This is a genomic window from Catenulispora subtropica, assembly GCF_039531675.1.
Classification (GTDB): domain Bacteria; phylum Actinomycetota; class Actinomycetes; order Streptomycetales; family Catenulisporaceae; genus Catenulispora; species Catenulispora subtropica.
Genome location: NZ_BAAAQM010000011.1, coordinates 52,949 through 68,918 on the forward strand (window position 1 = coordinate 52,949; position 15,970 = coordinate 68,918).

Consider the following 15,970-nt stretch of genomic DNA (forward strand, 5'->3'; position numbering starts at 1 on the left):
CAGCACACTGTATGACGGCCGTTCGTCAAGAGTTTCCGGTGTTTTGGAAAGAAGAGAAGGCAGGCGACCTGTGGGCCACCCCTACATCCCCAACAGCGATCCCGAGATCAAAAGGCGCATGCTCGCGGCCATCGGCGCCGAGAGCGTCGAGGAGTTCTACGCCGACATCCCCGACTCCATCCGCCTCCACCGGCCGCTGGACCTGCCCGCGCCGTTGCGATCAGAGGCGGAACTCGTCCGGCACATGGACGACCTGCTGTCCCGCAACATCCCGGCCCGGCTGAGCTTCCTCGGCGCCGGCTGCTACCGGCACCACATCCCGGCCGTCGTGGAGGAGGTCGCCAACCGCAGCGAGTTCCTCACCGCCTACGCCGGCGAGCCCTACGAGGACCACGGCCGGTTCCAGGCGCTGTGGGAGTACCAGTCGCTGATGGGCGAACTGCTGGAGATGGACGTCGTCAACGTCCCCACCTACGACGGCTTCCAGGCCGCGGGCACCGCCCTGCGGATGGCCGGGCGGGCCACCGGGCGCCGCCGGCTGCTGCTGGTCGGACCGATCGACCCGGACAAGGTGTCCAAGATCGTCGACTTCGTGCGGCCGGATCACGACGTCGAGGTCCTCGACGGCACCGAGGACGGCTGGCAGACCGCCGACCTGGTGGTCGGCGCCGACGTCGCCGCCGTCTACATCGAGGCCCCGAACTTCCACGGCGTCCTGGACCCCGCGCTGCCGTCGCTGGCCGAGCGGGCGCACGCCGTGGGCGCGCTGCTCGTCGTCGGCTGCAACCCGATCTCGCTGGGCGCCGTCGCCCCGCCCGCCGCCTACGGCGCCGACATCGTCTGCGGCGACATCCAGCCGCTGGGCATCCGCATGAGCTTCGGCGGCGGCAACGCCGGCTTCATCGCCACCCGGGACGAGGAACGGCTGGTGCGGGAGTTCCCGTCACGGCTGTTCGGCGTGATCCCGACCGTCGTCGAGGGCGAATACGGGTTCGGCGACGTGTTCTACGACCGCACCTCGTTCGCCCTGCGCGAGGAGGGCAAGGAGTGGGTCGGCACCGCCGCCGCGCTGAACGGCATCATGGCCGGCGTCTACCTGGCGCTGATGGGCCCGCAGGGCATGCGCGAGATCGGCGAGACCATCCTCGCCCTGACCCGCTACGCCCAGGAACGGCTCTCCGAGGTCCCGGGCGTCGAGGCGCCGAACCGCGACAAGGTGAGCTTCGCCGACTTCGTGCTGCGGTTCACCGGCGAGCGCACCGCGGCCGAGATCAACACCCTGCTCCTGGAGCAGGGCATCCAGGGCGGCCTGGCGCTGTCCGACACCGACGCCCTGTACTGCGTCACCGAGATCCACACCCGCGAGGACGTCGACCGCCTCGCCGCCACCCTCCAGGAGATCGTCAAGTGAGCGCGCCGTCGCCCCGCACCCCCGTCGAGCCCGCCGACGCCCGGATCGCGCCCAAGCCCCGGCTGCGCCGCTTCCACCAGGCCCGCTGGGACGAGCCGCTGATCTTCGAACTGACCAGCCCCGGCGAGCGCGGCGTCGGCGTCCCGGTCCCGGACCTGCCGGTGCCCGACCTGCCGGCCGGACTGCGCCGCTCCGAGGCGCCGGGCCTGCCGGAGATGTCGCAGCCGCACGTCCTGCGGCACTACCTGCGGCTGTCGCAGGAGAACCTCGGCGTCGACCTGAACGTCGACGTCGGCCAGGGCACCTGCACGATGAAGTACAGCCCGAAGGTGAACGACGGCTTCGTCCGCGACCCGCGGATCAGCGAGCTGCACCCGCTCCAGGACGAGAGCACCGTGCAGGGCGTGCTGGAGATCCTGTACCGGCTCGAAGGACTGCTGAAGGAGATCTCCGGCATGGACCGGGTGAGCCTGCAGCCCGCCTCCGGCTCCTCGGCCATCTACACCAACGTCTCGATGATCCGCGCCTACCACGCCGCCCGCGGCGAGGGCGACGTCCGCGACGAGGTCATCACCACCCAGTACTCGCACCCGACCAACGCCGCCGCCCCCAAGACCGCCGGCTACAAGGTCATCACCCTGATGCCGGACGCCGACGGCTACCCCGACATCGAGGCCCTCAAGGCCGCGGTCGGCCCGCGCACCGCCGCGCTGCTCATCACCAACCCCGAGGACACCGGGATCTTCAACCCGAGGATCGAGGAGTTCGTCCGGATCGTGCACGAGGCCGGCGGCCTGTGCTGCTACGACCAGGCCAACGCCAACGGCATCCTGGGCATCACCCGGGCCCGCGACGCCGGGTTCGACCTGTGCCACTTCAACCTGCACAAGACCTTCTCCACCCCGCACATGTGCGGCGGCCCCGCCGCCGGGGCCAGCGCGGTCACCGAGGCGCTGGCGCCGTTCCTGCCGCGGCCGACCGTCGAGTTCGACGGCAGCCGCTACCACCTGGACGACGACCGCCCGGAGTCGGTCGGCAAGATCCGGCCGTTCTACGGCGTGGTCCCGAACCTGGTCCGGGCCTACGCCTGGATCATGGCGCTGGGCGGCGAGGGCCTGCGCGCCGTCGCCGAGACCGCCGTCCTGAACAACAACTACCTGATCTCCAAGGTGCTGCGGATCCGGGGCGTCTCCCTGCCCTACGCCGAGGGCCAGCGCCGCATCGAACAGGCCCGCTACAGCTGGGAGCAGCTCAACGCCGACACCGGCATCCACTCCGAGCAGCTCGGCTACCGCGTCGCCGACTTCGGCACCCACTACTGGACCAGCCACCACCCCTATCTGGTCCCGGAACCGATGACGCTGGAGCCGACCGAGTCGTACTCGCAGGCCGACCTGGACGAGTACGCCGCGATCCTCGCCGAGGTCGTCCGCGAGGCCTACGAGGACCCGGAGACGGTGCGCACCGCGCCGCACAACGGGCCGATCCACCAGATGAGGGGCGACTCGCTCGACGACCCGGGGACCTGGGCCGTGACGTGGCGCGCCTACCAGCGGAAGCTCGCGTGAGGATCGGGCTCGTGATCAACCCGGTCGCCGGTGTCGGCGGCCGGGTCGGTCTGAAGGGCAGCGACGGCGCCGAGGTCCAGGAACGGGCCTTCGCGCTGGGGGCCGTGGCGCGCGCGGGGGAGCGGGCCACGGTGGCTCTGCGGGAGCTGCGCTCGCGACGGCCCGACGCGGCGGTGCTGACGGCCGCCGGGGCGATGGGGGAGGACGCGGCGCGCGAAGCCGGTCTCAGCCCGATGGTCGTCTACGCACCCGGGGACCCGACGTCGGCCGCCGACACGGTCGCGGCGGCGCGCCTGCTGGCGCCGCAGGTCGAGCTGCTGCTCTTCGCGGGCGGTGACGGCACGGCGCGCGACGTCCTCGAAGCGGTCGGCGCCACGGTGCCGGTGCTCGGCGTCCCGACCGGGGTGAAGATGCACTCGGCCGTGTTCGCGGTGAACCCGCGCGCGGCCGGTGAGGTCGCGGCGTCGTCCTCGCGGCTGCGCGACGCCGAGGTCGTCGACCGCGTCGACGGCTCGACACAGTTGTTCGGCTACCTGCGGGTCCCCGACATCCCGACACGGGTTCAGCAGCGGAAGACCGGCAGCTCCGGCATCACCCCAGACGCCGTCTCCGGCATCGCCACGGATCTGCTCGACCTGGCCGGCCCGGGCGGCCCGCTCGTGCTCGGGCCCGGTACGACCACGCGCGCGATCGCCGCCCTCTGGGGCGTCGACGTCCCCGTGCTCGGCGTCAACGTGCTCGCGGACAAGCGGCTCGTCGCCGCCGACGTCTCGGGCGACGAGCTGCTGAAGCTGGTCAGCGCCGACTCCCCCGCGCCCGCGCGCATCGCCGTCACTCCGATCGGCGGCCAGGGCTTCCTCCTCGGCCGCGGCAACCAACAGCTCTCCCCCGAGGTGCTGCGGCGCGTCGGCCTGGACCGGCTGCACGTCGTCGCCACCGAGGCCAAGCTCGCCGCGCTCGGCGGCCGGCCCTTCCTCGTTGATACCGGTGATCCCGAGCTGGATCATGAGTTCCCCGCCTACCTGCGGGTCGTCACCGGGCACCACCGCACCACCCTCTACCCCCTCGAAAGGCAATGACCATGATCGACCTGACCGGCAAGACCGCGATCGTCACCGGCGGCGCCTCCGGCATCGGCCGGGCCACCGCCACCCTGTTGGCCGAACTCGGGGCGGGCGTCGTGATCGCGGATCTCAACCCGGACCTCGGGGAGGAGGCCGCGAAGGAGATCGGCGCCGCGTTCGTCCGGTGCGACGTCTCCCAGGCCGCCGACTGCGACGCCGTGGTGGCCGCCGCCGTCGAACGGCACGGCGGCGTCGACGTGCTCTTCAACAACGCCGGGATCATCCGGCGCTCGACCGTGCTGGACATCGCCGAGGACGACTGGGACCTGGTGATGGCCGTGAACGTGAAGTCGATCCTGCTGATGAGCCGCCGGGTGGTGCCGCTCATGGCGGCGGCCGGCGGCGGCAGCATCGTCAACACCGGCTCCGGCTGGGGCATCAAGGGCGGGGCGAGCGCCATCTCGTACTGCGCCTCCAAGGGCGCCGTGGTCAACATGACGCGGGCGATGGCGATCGACCACGGCCCGGCGAACATCCGCGTGAACTGCGTGTGCCCCGGCGACACCGCCACCGGGATGCTCGCCGACGAGGCGCGCCAGCTCGGCGAGAGCGTCGACGCCTTCTACGCCGACGCCGCCGACCGGCCGCTGGGCCGCATCGGCCAGCCCCGCGACATCGCCCAGACGGTGGCCTTCCTCGCCAGCGACGCCGCGGCGTTCGTCAGCGGCGCGGTGATCGCCGTGGACGGCGCCGGAACGGCGTGAACGGAAACCGGCGTCGGGGCCGGAAACCGGCGCGCGGTGCGGAACAATGTGGCGGACGGGTGGAGCAGGAGAGGTGACTTCGGGATGGCGATCGAGCGGCGTCCGCTACGTGAGCAGATCAAGGACGTGCTATTGGATCGCCTGGGCCGGGGCGAGTTCGACCCGGACCAGCCGATCAACGAGGTCCACCTGGCCGCCGACCTCGGCGTCAGCCGCACCCCGCTCCGCGAGGCCCTGATCGGCCTGGAGCGCGAGGGCATCATCATCAGCGAACGCGGCAAGGGCTTCCGCTTCGCCCCGATGAGCCCCCAGGAGTTCCGCGACCTGACCACCATCGTGGCCACCCTGGAATCCCTGGCCCTGGAGCTGTCCTCCCCGGAGCACCTCAAGCGGATCGCCCCCCGCCTGCTGGAGGAGGCCCACGCCTTCTCCGCGCCCCAGGCCGAACTCGGCGTCATCGAACGCTACGACGACGAGTGGCACGACCAGCTCCTGTCCGGCTGCCGCAACGACCGCCTCATGGACCTCATCACCACCCTGAAGCTGACGATGCACCGCTACGAGCGCGTCGTCGTCGGCGACCGCCAGGTGATGGAGCGCTCGGCGGCCGAGCACGAGCGGATCGCCGAGTGCCTGCTGGCCGAGGACGTGGCGGGCGCGATCAACGCGCTGAAGGCCAACTGGGAGAGCGGGATGCACCGGATCCTGGAGAAACTGGGGACGTGAGCGACGCTCCCAGCCCCCTGGACCCGGACGCCGGCGCGGACCGGGAGCCGTCCCTCCTGGCCGCCGCCCGCGCCGGCGACCCGGCGGCGTTCGACCAGCTCATGGCCCCGTACCGCCCTGAGCTCACCGCGCACTGCTACCGCATGCTCGGCTCGCCGTTCGACGCCGAGGACGCGGTGCAGGAGTCGTTGCTCAGCGCGTGGCGGGGGCTGGGGGCCTTCGAGGGGCGCAGCTCGGTGCGGACCTGGCTGTACCGGATCACCACCAACGCGTGCATCCGGCTGGGTTCGCAGCGGTCGCGCCGGCTGCTGTCGCCCGACTTCGGCCCCTCCCGCACGGTCGGCGACGACCTCGGCGAGCCGGTCACCGAGCCGGTGTGGCTGGAGCCCTGGCCGGATCCCGCCGAGTCGTACCTCCGGCGTGAGGGGGTGGAGCTGGCCTTCGTCGCGGCGCTCCAGCACCTGCCCGCGACCCAGCGGGCCGTGCTGATCCTGCGCGAGGTGCTCGAGTTCTCCGCCGCCGACGTCGCCGAACTGCTCGACACCACCACCGCCTCCGTCAACAGCGCCCTGCAGCGTGCGCGGCAGACCATGGCCGCACAGCCCGACGCCGCGCCGGCCCGGCAGCGGTCCGAGCTGGCCGAGCTCGGCCCGGACGGTGTCCGCGCCCTGGTCGACGGCTTCGTGAAGGCGTGGGAGGACGCCGACGTCGACGCCCTCGTCGACCTCCTCACCGCCGACGTGCGCTTCACCATGCCGCCGCTGCCGGCCTGGTTCGACGGACGGGACGACGTGGCCGGCTTCTTCGCCGGGGGCGTCTTCGCCACGCCGTGGAAGCTGCGCCCGATCCCGGTCAACGGCCAGCTCGGCTTCGCCTGCTACCAGCAGCGGACGCCGGGCGGGCCGTTCCGCCTCGGCGCGATCAACCTGCTCACCCTGCGGGACGGCCGGATCGCGCAGGTCAGCGCCTTCCTGGACCCGGAGCTGCCGCGCCGGTTCGGGATCCCCGAAATATTCTCGGAGAATCTCGCCCCAGACCGATGAGTCCGCGGGGTCCGGTGTCTCTACCCCGGTGAAGCGTGCGAGAGGCGCACGCCACACCTCACGGGAGGCACCCCATGCGCAAGCTCATCGTCATCGCGATCATGTCCCTCGACGGCTACGTCGCAGGCCCCGGCGAGGACGTCATGGTCCTGCCGATGGACCACGCCTTCGACGAGTACAACCTGGAGCGCATGCGCACCGCCGGCACCACTCTGCTCGGCCGCCGCTCCTACGAGGGCTTCAAGGGCTTCTGGCCCATGGTCGACGGCAACGACGCGTTCGGCCCGGTGCAGCAGGAATTCTCGCGCCTGGACGACGCCGTCGCCAAGGTCGTCGTCTCCGACACCCTCACCATGGACCAGACCGCGCCGTGGACCGACACCACCACCATCGTCCGGCGCGCGGAGGCGCACGCCGTCGTCGCCGGGCTGAAGCGGGGGGACGAGACCGAGGGCGACATCGTGATGTGGGGCAGCCACACGCTGTGGGCCGATCTGCTGGCCGCCGGCCTGGTCGACGAGCTGCACCTGATGGTCGGCCCGGTGGTGCTCGGCGACGGGATCGCGGCGTTCGAGGGCGGCAAGGCCCCGGCGCTGAAGCTGGTCGGCACCCGCACCTGGGAGGGCTCGGACAACGTCCTGCTGCGCTACAGCGTGGAGCGCAGCTGACGCCGCAGCACCTCGGCGGCCTCCTGCAACGACGGCCCGTACCAGGTCAGGTGCCGCCCGGAGACGAGCGCCGACGGCAGGCCCGGGAACGCCTCGGGCCCGTCGGCGGCGGTGAAGGCGTACGGCTCGTCCGGCAGCACGACCAGCTCGGCGCCGCTCGCGCGCAGCTCCTCCACCGGCACCTTCGGATAGCGCTCGGCGTGGCCGGCGTAGACGTTGCGCACGCCGAGCCGGGCCAGGACGTCCCCGGCGAACGTGTCCCGGCCCAGCACCATCCACGGACGGCGCCAGATCGGGACGACCGCCGGGACCGGAGTCCCGGGTGCCGGGAGGGCGGCCCACGCGGCTTCGGCCCGGTCCAGCCAGTCCGGCCGGTCCAGGCCGCACGCCTCGGTCAGCATCCTGTCGAGCGAGACGAAGGCCTCGTCGAGGGTCCTGATCTGCGTGACCCACACGGTGATCCCGGCGCCCCGGAGAGCGTCGAGATCGACAGCGCGGTTCTCCTCCTCGTTGGCCACGACCAGATCAGGCCGCAGCCCGACGATCCGCGGGACGTCAGGGTTCTTCGTCCCGCGGATCCGCTCGACCGCCAGGTCCGCCGGATGCGTGCACCAGTCGGTCGCACCGACCAGCAGCTCCGGCGCCGTCGCCGCGATCGCCTCGGTCAGCGACGGCACCAGCGACACCACGCGCCGTACCGGCATCCCCGGGCCTTCCTTCTAGAAGTCGTCGTCGAACGAGACGCTACCGGCGACCGCGACCTGGTACGCCGAGACCCGCCGCTCGAAGAAGTTCGACAGCTCCTGCACGTCCTGCAGCTCCATGAACGCCAGCGGGTTCGCCGCGCCGTACAGCGGCTCCAGCCCCAGCTGCACCAGCCGCCGGTCGGCGACGTGCTCCAGATACCCGCGCATGTCCGCCACCGGCAGCCCCGGCACTCCGCTCCTGCCCCCGAGCCCACCCCCGAGCAGGTCCTCGGCGAACTGCGTCTCGCACTCCACCGCCTCGGCGAGCATCTGCCGCACTTGCCGCGCCATCTCCTCGTCGAACAGGTCCGGCTCCTCGGCGCGCACCGTCTCCACGACGTCGAACGCGAACGCCATGTGCATCGACTCGTCTCGGAACACCCAGTTGGTCCCGGACGCGAGCCCGTGCAGCAACCCGCGCGAACGCAGGAAGTACACGTAGGCGAAGGCGCCGTAGAAGAACAGCCCTTCGATGCACGCCGCGAAGCAGATCAGGTTCAGCAGGAACGCCCGCCGGTCCTCCCGCGTCTCCAGCCGCTGCAGAGCACCCAGCGAGTCGATCCAGCGGAAGCAGAACTCCGCCTTGCGCCGGATGGACGGGATGTTCTCCACCGCCGCGAACGCCGCCGCCCGCTCGTCCTCGTCGGGCACATAGGTGTCGAGCAGGTTCAGGTAGAACTGCACATGAACGGCCTCCTCGAACAGCTGCCGCGACAGGTACAACCGCCCCTCGGGGCTGTTCACGTGCTGATACAGGTTCAGCACGAGGTTGTTCGCGACGATCGTGTCGCCGGTGGCGAAGAAGGCGACCAGCCGCGACACCAGGTGCCGCTCGGCCGCCGAGAGCCGGTCCAGGTCGGCGAGGTCGCTGTGCAGGTCCACCTCCTCCACGGTCCACGTGTTCTTGATCGCGTCACGGAAGCGGTCGAAGAAACGCGGGTAGCGCATCGGGCGCAAGGTCAGGTCCAGACCGGGGTCGAGCAGCATCAAAGGCTTCCTTTACTGGCAGGCTTCGCAGGCTTCGGGGTTCTCCAGCGAGCAGGCGACGGCCTCTTCCGAGGCGACGGTCACCGTCGCCTGCTGGATCCGCGTCGCCGGCCGCGACCGGAGGTAGTACGTGGACTTCAGCCCGGCCTTCCACGCGTACATGTACATCGACGACAGCTTCCCGATCGTCGGCGCCGCCAGGAACAGGTTCAGCGACTGCGACTGGTCCACGAACGGCCCCCGCGCCGCAGCCAGGTCGATCAGCGCCCGCTGCGGCAGCTCCCACGCCGTCCGGTACAGCGTCCGCAGCTCCGCCGGCAGCGCCTCGATGTCCTGCACGGACCCCTCGGCCCGCTTGATCGCGTCCCGCACCGCCGGCGTCCACAGCCCCAGCGCCTTCAGCTCGCTCACCAGCGCGCTGTTGATCTGCAGGAACTCCCCGGACAGCGTCTCGCGCTTGAACAGGTTCGACACCTGCGGCTCGATGCACTCGTAGCAGCCCGCGATCGAGGCGATCGTGGCGGTCGGCGCGATCGCCACCAGCAGCGAGTTGCGCAGGCCGGTCGCGGCCACGCGGGAACGCAGAGCGCTCCACCGGGCGGCCAGCGCCGGGGACGTCGCCGAGCCCCACAGGTCCGGCTGCAGCGCGCCCCCGGCGGCCCGGGTCCGGTCGAACGCCGGGTGCGCGCCGAACCGCTCGGCCAGCCCGGCCGACGTCTCCAGCGCCGTCAGGTAGATCTCCTCGGCGATCCGCGTCGAAAGCTTGCGCGCCCGCGGGTCGTCGAACGGCAGCCGCAGCGCGAAGAACACGTCCTGCAGCCCCATCAGCCCCAGCCCGACCGGCCGCCACCGCGGGTTCGACGCCGCGGTCTGCTCGCTCGGGTAGTAGTTGATGTCGATGACGCGGTCCAGGAACACCACCGCCGTGCGGACCGTGTCCCGCAGCCGGTCCCAGTCCACGGCCGACCGGTCCGCGGTCAGGTGCGCCGCCAGGTTGACCGACCCCAGGTTGCACACCGCGGTCTCGGCGTCCGAGGACACCTCGATGATCTCCGTGCACAGATTCGACAGGTGCACCGTGTTCCGGCTCTCGCCGGGGCCCGGCTCCGCGGTCTGGTTGCAGAGCCGGTTCGAGGCGTCCTTGAACGTCATCCACCCGTTGCCGGTCTGCGCCAGCGTCCGCATCATCCTGCCGTAGAGCTCGCGCGCCGGGAGCTGCCGGACGTAACGGCCCTCGGCCTCGGCCCGGCGGTACGCGGCGTCGAACGCCTCGCCCCACAGGTCCGGCAGCTCCGGCACCTGGTCCGGGTCCATCAGCGACCACAGCGCGTCCGCCTCGACCCGGCGCATGAACTCGTCCGGGATCCAGTTCGCCAGGTTCAGGTTGTGGGTGCGGCGCGCGTCCTCGCCGGTGTTGTCCCGCAGCTGCAGGAACTCCTCGATGTCCGGGTGCCACGGCTCCAGGTAGACGCACGCCGCGCCCTTGCGGCGTCCGCCCTGGTTGACCGCGGCGACCGAGGAGTCCAGCGTGCGCAGGAACGGCACGATCCCGTTCGAGCGGCCGTTGGTGCTGCGGATCAGCGCGCCGCGCCCCCGCACGCGCGAGAAGGCGATGCCGATCCCGCCGGCGAACTTCGACAGCCGTGCCACCTGGTGGTAGCGCGCGTAGATGGAGTCGAGCTCGTCGCGCGGGGAGTCGACCAGATAGCAGGACGACATCTGGGTGTGCCGCGTGCCCGAGTTGAACAGCGTGGGGGAGCTGGGCAGGTAGGCCAGCGAGGACATCAGCCGGTAGAAGCCGATCGCCTCCTCGGCCTGCTCCGACAGCCCGGCGGCCACCCGCAGCAGGAAGTGCTGCGGCGTCTCGATGACCCGGCGGGTGACCGGGTGCCGCAGCAGGTAGCGGTCGTAGACGGTACGCAGCCCGAAGTACTCGAAGCGGAGATCGCCGTCCCCGTCGATGGCGGCGTCGAACCGCTCGGCCTCCGCGGCGACGAAGGCGGCGGTGAGATCGCCGATCAGGCCCTCCCGATGCCCGACGGCGATCGCCGCGCTGAACGCCACCGCGCCCTGCCCCGCGGCCTCGTCCGCGATCACCGCCGCCAGCAGCCGCGCCGCCAGCTTCGAGTACTGCGGCTCCTCGCCGATCAGCTCGGCCGCGCACTGCACGGCCAGCTCGGCGGCCTGGGCCGGGCCGGCGCCGGCGGGCAGGCCGGCGAAGGTCTTGCGGGCGACGCGGCCCGGGTCGACGTCGGGGAGGCCGGCGGCCCAGCGCGTGACGGCCGCTTCCAGGGACCGCTCGGAGACCGTCGCCGTCCCCGCCGGAGGCGGCGTCGCCGGCTCCGCCCCGCCCGACCCCGTGCCGGCATCGACATCGATCCCGACCTGCGTGACCGTCACAACCCTCTCCTCGCCAGTCGTAGGTCCCGATCCGGACCGTGCGCGAGGAGACGAGAAGGCGCGCGGCAGCGCGGCGCCCTTCGCCGTCAGCCGTCCCGCGCGGCCTCGGACCGGCCGCACCCCATGTCCGGGCGCGGCACCGCTGGCAGGTCTTCGGACTCGCGGGCGTCCGGGGACCGGAGACTCCCGGACCCGGAACCTACTGGCCGTCACTTCCCAGGCCGGCGCCGGCGCCCGAAGGCGCCGCCGGCCCAGTGTGCACGACGGCGGTCGTTCCCACTCACCGCTGCGGGGCAGTCCCGGACTCGCACCGGGTTCCCTCTTGCCTCGGCCGCCGCCCGTGCTGCGAGCGGACGGCCGAACCAGCTGCGTCGGACACCATATCTTGTGGCGGGCTCTAATTCACAATCAACATGCTGTATGTCAGAGGGCTACCGGGGCGTGCTGAGAGCTGCTACTGGAACGTCGCGTGCGTCGGCCGCAGGTAGATCCGCACCCGGTACGGAGCGTCGCCCACGGGGCCGTCCATCGGCAGCGAGTAACGGTCCGCCAGCACCGCGAAGAAGGCACCCTCGGTGTCCGGTTCGATCCGTTCCACGGTGCCGCGCAACTCCAGGTACCGGTACGGCGCGTCCGGGTCGTTGATCGACACCGCGGCGTTCGGGCGCTCGCTGAGCTCCTTGTACTTCGCACGCTTGGTCGAGGTGGTGAACGACAGGAACTCGCCGTCCCACAGGAACCACATCGGGTTCACGTGCGGGTTCCCGTCCGCGCGGATGGTCGCCAGGTGACAGAAGACGGGGCGCTCGAGCAGGTCGGCGTGCGACTCGGGGATCACAGACATGGCTCCACTCCATCCGGCCCGGTGCGACCCCGCAAGTCGCGATCCGACACGCAGCGATCACGATCCCTGATCGTGCGAGGTCCGCCCATCCACGACCCGGTTCCGGTTCTCCCGTGGACGGGCGGGCCTCGGAGCGGCTCAGGAACCCCGGACGGCGACGACGGTCTTGCCCGGGCTGCGGTTCTCGGCCTGCGCGATGTGCGCGTCGATCGCCTCGTCCCACGCGACCACCCGCGGCGCCGGGAGCTCCCATCCCGAGCCCGCCTCGGCGAGCGCGAACACCGCCGCGATGAGCGCCCCGACGGCGCGCGCGTCGGCGCGGGCCCGGTTGATGATGCTGAAGCCGGCGGTGGTCCAGTTGTTGCGCCGCAGGTCCGCCGGCGCCGGGGCGGCCGGGTCGGGCTGACCGGCCGCGGCGCCGTAGCTGACGTAGCGGCCCCCCGGCGCGAGCAGCCCGAGCGAGGCCGACGCCACGTCGCCGCCGATGGACTCCAGCACGACGTCGAAGAGTTCGTCGTCGTTGGCCTTGCGGGCCGCCGCGCCGAACTCCGCGTCCCGCACCGCCGGACGGTAGACCGCCGCCAGCCTGCCCGCGGAGTTCGCGCTCGTGCCGCCGACGACGCAACGCGGAGTGCGCAGGCTCAGCACGGCCGCCAGCGCGTCGCCGACCCCGCCCCCGGCGCCGGTGACCAGGACCCGGTCCTTCGAGGACACATGAGCGGCGTCGGCGAGCCCGACGGCCGTGGCCCACGTGAGCGGCACGATGGTGGCCCGCTCCAGGGCCAGCCCGTCCGGCACCCGCGCGGCCAGGCCGGCCTCGGCCACCACGGTCTCGGCCAGACCACCGCCGTCGACCGTGAACGCCACCACCGCGTCACCGACCGCGAACCCGTCGACGCCCTCGCCGACCGCCGCCACCTCGCCGCCGACTTCCATGCCCGGCACATACGGCCAGCCGGTCGCGTAGCCGGGCACACCGCGGCGGGCGAGGACGTCCACGAAGTTCAGGCCCGCGTAGCGGACCGCGATCGCGATCTGCCCCGGCGCGGGCTCCGGCGTCGGAACATCGACCTCTGCGATGTGCTCGGTACCGCCGGGCTCGCTGAACTGGACGGCCTTCATGACGGGTGCCCCTCCCTTGATCCGATTGCTGCCCGAACGAAAATACCGGCATGATCGGATGCCCATACCCGCAGCACTCCGGAAGGCGGCCCGCGTGTTGTTCAAGGACGGTCAGCACATCCTGCTCATCGGCGACAGCATCACGGACTGCGGGCGCCGGGAGGAGAACGCCCCCTACGGGAACGGCTATGTCAGCCTGCTGCGGGCGTTCACGACGGCCCGGCATCCGGAAGTCCGGCTGACCTGGACCAACCGCGGCAACAGCGGGAACACCGTGCGCCACCTCGCCCAGCGGTGGGACACCGACGCGTTGGCGCCGCGTCCGGACTGGCTGTCGGTGATGATCGGGATCAACGACGTCTGGCGCGCGTTCGACGGCCACCCGCAGAACGCCGTCCCGCTCGACGAGTTCGTCGAGACGCTGCGCGGACTGCTGCGCCGTGCCGTCGAGGAGACCGGCTGCCGCCTGATCCTCGCCGACCCGTACGTGATCGAGCCGGACCGCGAGGAGCCACAGCGCGCGACCAGCGATCGTTACGCGGCCGCAGTCGCGGGTCTGGCTGAGGAGTTCGACGCGGTGCACATAGCGACGCAGCGGGTCTTCGATCACGCGATGCGGTGCACGCGGTCTGAGGACTGGTCGCATGACCGGATCCATCCGAACCTCGCGGGGCACGCGCTGATTGCTGACGTGTTTCTGTCGGCTATCGAACTCTGAAATGTGGGTGCGGGTACCGCCCACACCCACATCAGCGGCTGACCGAGAAACCGCCCCCGCTCCACATCTGGGCTCTACTTCGGCAGCTCGACCCCGGCCGCCTTCGCGATGTCACCCAGCATCTGCTCCGCGGCCTGCACCCCGATCCCGGACATCCACGTCTCGTCCGGCACGGTGAACACCCGGTTCTCCTTCACCGCCGGCAGGTCCTTCCACACCGCGGTCCCCTGCACCTCGGTCTCCTTGGTCTTCGAGGGGTCGTCGGAGGTGGTGACGAACACGATGTCGGCGTCCGCCTTGCCGATCTGCTCGGGGCTGACCTCCAGCATCAGCTGGTCCACGTCCTCGGCCGCCGGCCGCGGCAGGCCCACGTCCCGCAGGACGACACCGCTGAACGAAGACTTCTGATACAGCCGGGTCGGTCCCGCGACGAACCGCACCACCGACACCGTCGGCAGCTTGCCGCCGTTCTTCGCCTTGATCGCTTCGCCGAGCTTCGCGGCCCGGGCCTCGTACCGCGTCACGGCGGCCTTGGCCTCGCTCTCCTTGCCGAGGGCCTGTGCGTAGAGCTCCAGGTTCGCCTTCCATGGGAAGCCGGTGGTCTCGGCCATCACCGTCGGGGCGATGGCGTTGAGCTTGGAGTAGATCTTCTCGTGCCGGACCTTGGAGGTCAGGATCAGATCCGGCTTCAGGGAGGTGATGAGCTCCAGGTTCGGCTCGGTCATCGGGCCGACGTCGACGGTGCCGCCGATCTCGCTCTTCAGGTAGGCCGGGAAGCCGCCTTCGCTCTTCAGGTGCGGGGAGACGGCGCCGACCGGCGTGATGCCGAGCAGGGTGACGTCGTCGAGTTCCCCGCTGTCCAGCACCACGACCCGTTTGGGCTGGGACTTGATCTCGGCGGTGCCCATCGCGTGCTTGACGCTGCGGGGGAACGCGGCGGCCGGGGCGTCGGAGGCGGGGGAGGCGGAAGACGTGTCGGAGCCGGCGTTCTGCGTCGTGCCGGAACTGCTGCTGCCGCACCCGGCGACGAGCGCGGTGCTCAGGGACGCGGCGATCAGAAGGGCGGACAGGCGGTGCTTGATCATGGGTTCCTCGGTCGGTCGGGTGCTGGCAGGGATACAGAGGTCTGACGCGCCAGGGGCACGACCAGCGGTGTGCCGGTCTCCGGATCCGGGACCACACGGCACGGCACGCCGAACACGCGCTCGACGAGGTCCGCGGTGAGCACCTCGGCCGGAGGCCCGGCGGCGGCCAGCGCACCGTCGTGGAGCACCACGAGGTGGTCGGCGTAGCGGGCGGCCTGGCCCAGGTCGTGCACCACCATGACGACGGTGCGGCCGGCGTCGGCGCGCAGGTCGGCCACCAGGTCCAGCACGTCGAGCTGATGCCGCAGGTCCAGGAACGTGGTCGGCTCGTCGAGCAGCAGCAGCTCGGTGTCCTGGGCCAGCGCCAGTGCGATCCAGGCGCGTTGCCGCTGCCCGCCGGACAGCTGGTCGACCGGCCGGTCGCGCAGCGCGCCGACCCCGGTCCGCTCCAGTGCCCGCTCGACAGCCTCCTGATCCGCTCTTGACCACGGACTGAACACCCGTTGGTGCGGATGCCGCCCGAGTCGTACCAGCGCCTCGACGGTGATCGCCTCCGGTGTGACCGGCTGTTGCGGCAGCAGGCCGAGCGACCGGGCCAGCGTTCTGGCGGGAACCCGGTGGATGTCGGCGCCGTCGAGCGTCACGCTCCCGGCGGCCGGAGCCAGCAGACGGGCCAGACCGCGCAGCAGCGTCGACTTGCCGCAGGCGTTGGGCCCCACGATCGCCGTGACGGCGTCGGCCGGGATCTCCAGATCCAGGTCGCGCACGACCAGGCGGTCGGCATAGCGCAGGGCGAGGCCGTGGGCGGCGAGGCGGGCGGTCAT

The 15,970-nt window shown here is 71.6% G+C and carries 15 protein-coding genes and 1 riboswitch; of the genes, 8 read left to right on the forward strand and 7 right to left on the reverse strand.

All coding sequences use genetic code 11. The features are described from left to right. Positions 1-70 precede the first annotated feature (70 nt). The 7 genes from gcvPA to ABD466_RS12075 all read left to right on the forward strand — a co-directional run bounded on the left by gcvPA (position 71) and on the right by ABD466_RS12075 (position 7,244). Positions 71-1,411, forward strand: a complete 1,341-nt coding sequence (gene gcvPA, locus ABD466_RS12045) for an aminomethyl-transferring glycine dehydrogenase subunit GcvPA (RefSeq protein WP_344657067.1) — start codon at positions 71-73, stop codon at positions 1,409-1,411. Beyond that, positions 1,408-2,979, forward strand: coding sequence for an aminomethyl-transferring glycine dehydrogenase subunit GcvPB (gene gcvPB, locus ABD466_RS12050; RefSeq protein ID WP_344657068.1), 1,572 nt, complete (start codon positions 1,408-1,410; stop codon positions 2,977-2,979). The genes gcvPA and gcvPB overlap by 4 nt, the downstream gene beginning before the upstream one ends. Then, complete coding sequence (locus tag ABD466_RS12055; RefSeq protein WP_344657069.1) at positions 2,976-4,058, forward strand: ATP-NAD kinase family protein; 1,083 nt, start codon at positions 2,976-2,978, stop codon at positions 4,056-4,058. The genes gcvPB and ABD466_RS12055 overlap by 4 nt, the downstream gene beginning before the upstream one ends. A gap of 2 nt (positions 4,059-4,060) precedes the next feature. Continuing rightward, positions 4,061-4,807 carry an SDR family NAD(P)-dependent oxidoreductase gene (locus ABD466_RS12060; protein WP_344657070.1) on the forward strand — a complete coding sequence of 249 codons (747 nt, stop codon included), beginning with the start codon at positions 4,061-4,063 and terminating at the stop codon, positions 4,805-4,807. An 84-nt stretch (positions 4,808-4,891) separates the two neighbouring features. Continuing rightward, entirely contained in the window at positions 4,892-5,533 is a 642-nt protein-coding gene (locus tag ABD466_RS12065) for a GntR family transcriptional regulator (protein ID WP_344657071.1), read from the forward strand. Continuing rightward, positions 5,530-6,576 (forward strand): sigma-70 family RNA polymerase sigma factor, encoded by a 1,047-nt coding sequence (locus tag ABD466_RS12070; protein WP_344657072.1) that lies wholly within the window; start codon positions 5,530-5,532, stop codon positions 6,574-6,576. Before ABD466_RS12065 ends, ABD466_RS12070 begins: the two co-directional genes overlap by 4 nt. A 74-nt stretch (positions 6,577-6,650) precedes the next feature. After that, complete coding sequence (locus ABD466_RS12075; protein ID WP_344657073.1) at positions 6,651-7,244, forward strand: dihydrofolate reductase family protein; 594 nt, start codon at positions 6,651-6,653, stop codon at positions 7,242-7,244. Here the strand turns inward: ABD466_RS12075 and ABD466_RS12080 are convergent. The 5 genes from ABD466_RS12080 to ABD466_RS12100 form a co-directional block, all read right to left on the reverse strand. Then, on the reverse strand, positions 7,223-7,948 hold the full coding sequence (locus ABD466_RS12080) for a helical backbone metal receptor (RefSeq protein ID WP_344657074.1): 726 nt from the start codon (positions 7,946-7,948) through the stop codon (positions 7,223-7,225). The two genes, ABD466_RS12075 and ABD466_RS12080, sit on opposite strands and share 22 nt — an antisense overlap. Before the next feature lie 15 nt (positions 7,949-7,963). Continuing rightward, complete coding sequence (locus ABD466_RS12085) at positions 7,964-8,977, reverse strand: ribonucleotide-diphosphate reductase subunit beta (RefSeq protein WP_344657075.1); 1,014 nt, start codon at positions 8,975-8,977, stop codon at positions 7,964-7,966. A 12-nt stretch (positions 8,978-8,989) separates the two neighbouring features. Continuing rightward, positions 8,990-11,377 (reverse strand): ribonucleoside-diphosphate reductase subunit alpha, encoded by a 2,388-nt coding sequence (locus ABD466_RS12090; RefSeq protein ID WP_425558632.1) that lies wholly within the window; start codon positions 11,375-11,377, stop codon positions 8,990-8,992. A gap of 127 nt (positions 11,378-11,504) precedes the next feature. Beyond that, a riboswitch (cobalamin riboswitch) is annotated at positions 11,505-11,759 on the reverse strand. Between the two features lie 72 nt (positions 11,760-11,831). Beyond that, positions 11,832-12,221, reverse strand: a complete 390-nt coding sequence (locus ABD466_RS12095) for a PPOX class F420-dependent oxidoreductase (RefSeq protein ID WP_344657076.1) — start codon at positions 12,219-12,221, stop codon at positions 11,832-11,834. A gap of 138 nt (positions 12,222-12,359) precedes the next feature. Next, positions 12,360-13,343, reverse strand: coding sequence for a quinone oxidoreductase family protein (locus ABD466_RS12100; RefSeq protein ID WP_344657077.1), 984 nt, complete (start codon positions 13,341-13,343; stop codon positions 12,360-12,362). A gap of 58 nt (positions 13,344-13,401) precedes the next feature. On the opposite strand from ABD466_RS12100, the gene ABD466_RS12105 reads away from it, so the two are divergent. Next, a complete protein-coding gene (locus ABD466_RS12105; RefSeq protein ID WP_344657078.1) occupies positions 13,402-14,061 on the forward strand; it encodes an SGNH/GDSL hydrolase family protein in 660 nt (219 codons plus the stop codon). Positions 14,062-14,135: 74 nt separating this feature from the next. On the opposite strand, the gene ABD466_RS12110 is transcribed toward ABD466_RS12105, so the two are convergent. Together ABD466_RS12110 and ABD466_RS12115 are read right to left on the reverse strand one after the other, a co-directional pair. After that, positions 14,136-15,146, reverse strand: a complete 1,011-nt coding sequence (locus tag ABD466_RS12110) for an ABC transporter substrate-binding protein (RefSeq protein ID WP_344657079.1) — start codon at positions 15,144-15,146, stop codon at positions 14,136-14,138. After that, entirely contained in the window at positions 15,143-15,970 is an 828-nt protein-coding gene (locus ABD466_RS12115) for an ABC transporter ATP-binding protein (RefSeq protein ID WP_344657080.1), read from the reverse strand. The genes ABD466_RS12110 and ABD466_RS12115 overlap by 4 nt, the downstream gene beginning before the upstream one ends.

What these genes read in the sequence shown, in the direction of transcription:
- ABD466_RS12060 (WP_344657070.1), top strand. Translation starts at nt 4,061, where the DNA reads ATGATCGACCTGACCGGCAAGACCGCGATCGTCACCGGCGGCGCCTCC.
- ABD466_RS12065 (WP_344657071.1), top strand. Translation starts at nt 4,892, where the DNA reads ATGGCGATCGAGCGGCGTCCGCTACGTGAGCAGATCAAGGACGTGCTA.
- ABD466_RS12075 (WP_344657073.1), top strand. Translation starts at nt 6,651, where the DNA reads ATGCGCAAGCTCATCGTCATCGCGATCATGTCCCTCGACGGCTACGTC.
- ABD466_RS12080 (WP_344657074.1), bottom strand. Translation starts at nt 7,948, where the DNA reads ATGCCGGTACGGCGCGTGGTGTCGCTGGTGCCGTCGCTGACCGAGGCG.
- ABD466_RS12085 (WP_344657075.1), bottom strand. Translation starts at nt 8,977, where the DNA reads ATGCTGCTCGACCCCGGTCTGGACCTGACCTTGCGCCCGATGCGCTAC.
- ABD466_RS12095 (WP_344657076.1), bottom strand. Translation starts at nt 12,221, where the DNA reads ATGTCTGTGATCCCCGAGTCGCACGCCGACCTGCTCGAGCGCCCCGTC.
- ABD466_RS12100 (WP_344657077.1), bottom strand. Translation starts at nt 13,343, where the DNA reads ATGAAGGCCGTCCAGTTCAGCGAGCCCGGCGGTACCGAGCACATCGCA.
- ABD466_RS12105 (WP_344657078.1), top strand. Translation starts at nt 13,402, where the DNA reads ATGCCCATACCCGCAGCACTCCGGAAGGCGGCCCGCGTGTTGTTCAAG.
- ABD466_RS12110 (WP_344657079.1), bottom strand. Translation starts at nt 15,146, where the DNA reads ATGATCAAGCACCGCCTGTCCGCCCTTCTGATCGCCGCGTCCCTGAGC.
- ABD466_RS12115 (WP_344657080.1), bottom strand. Translation starts at nt 15,970, where the DNA reads ATGACCGCCCGCCTCGCCGCCCACGGCCTCGCCCTGCGCTATGCCGAC.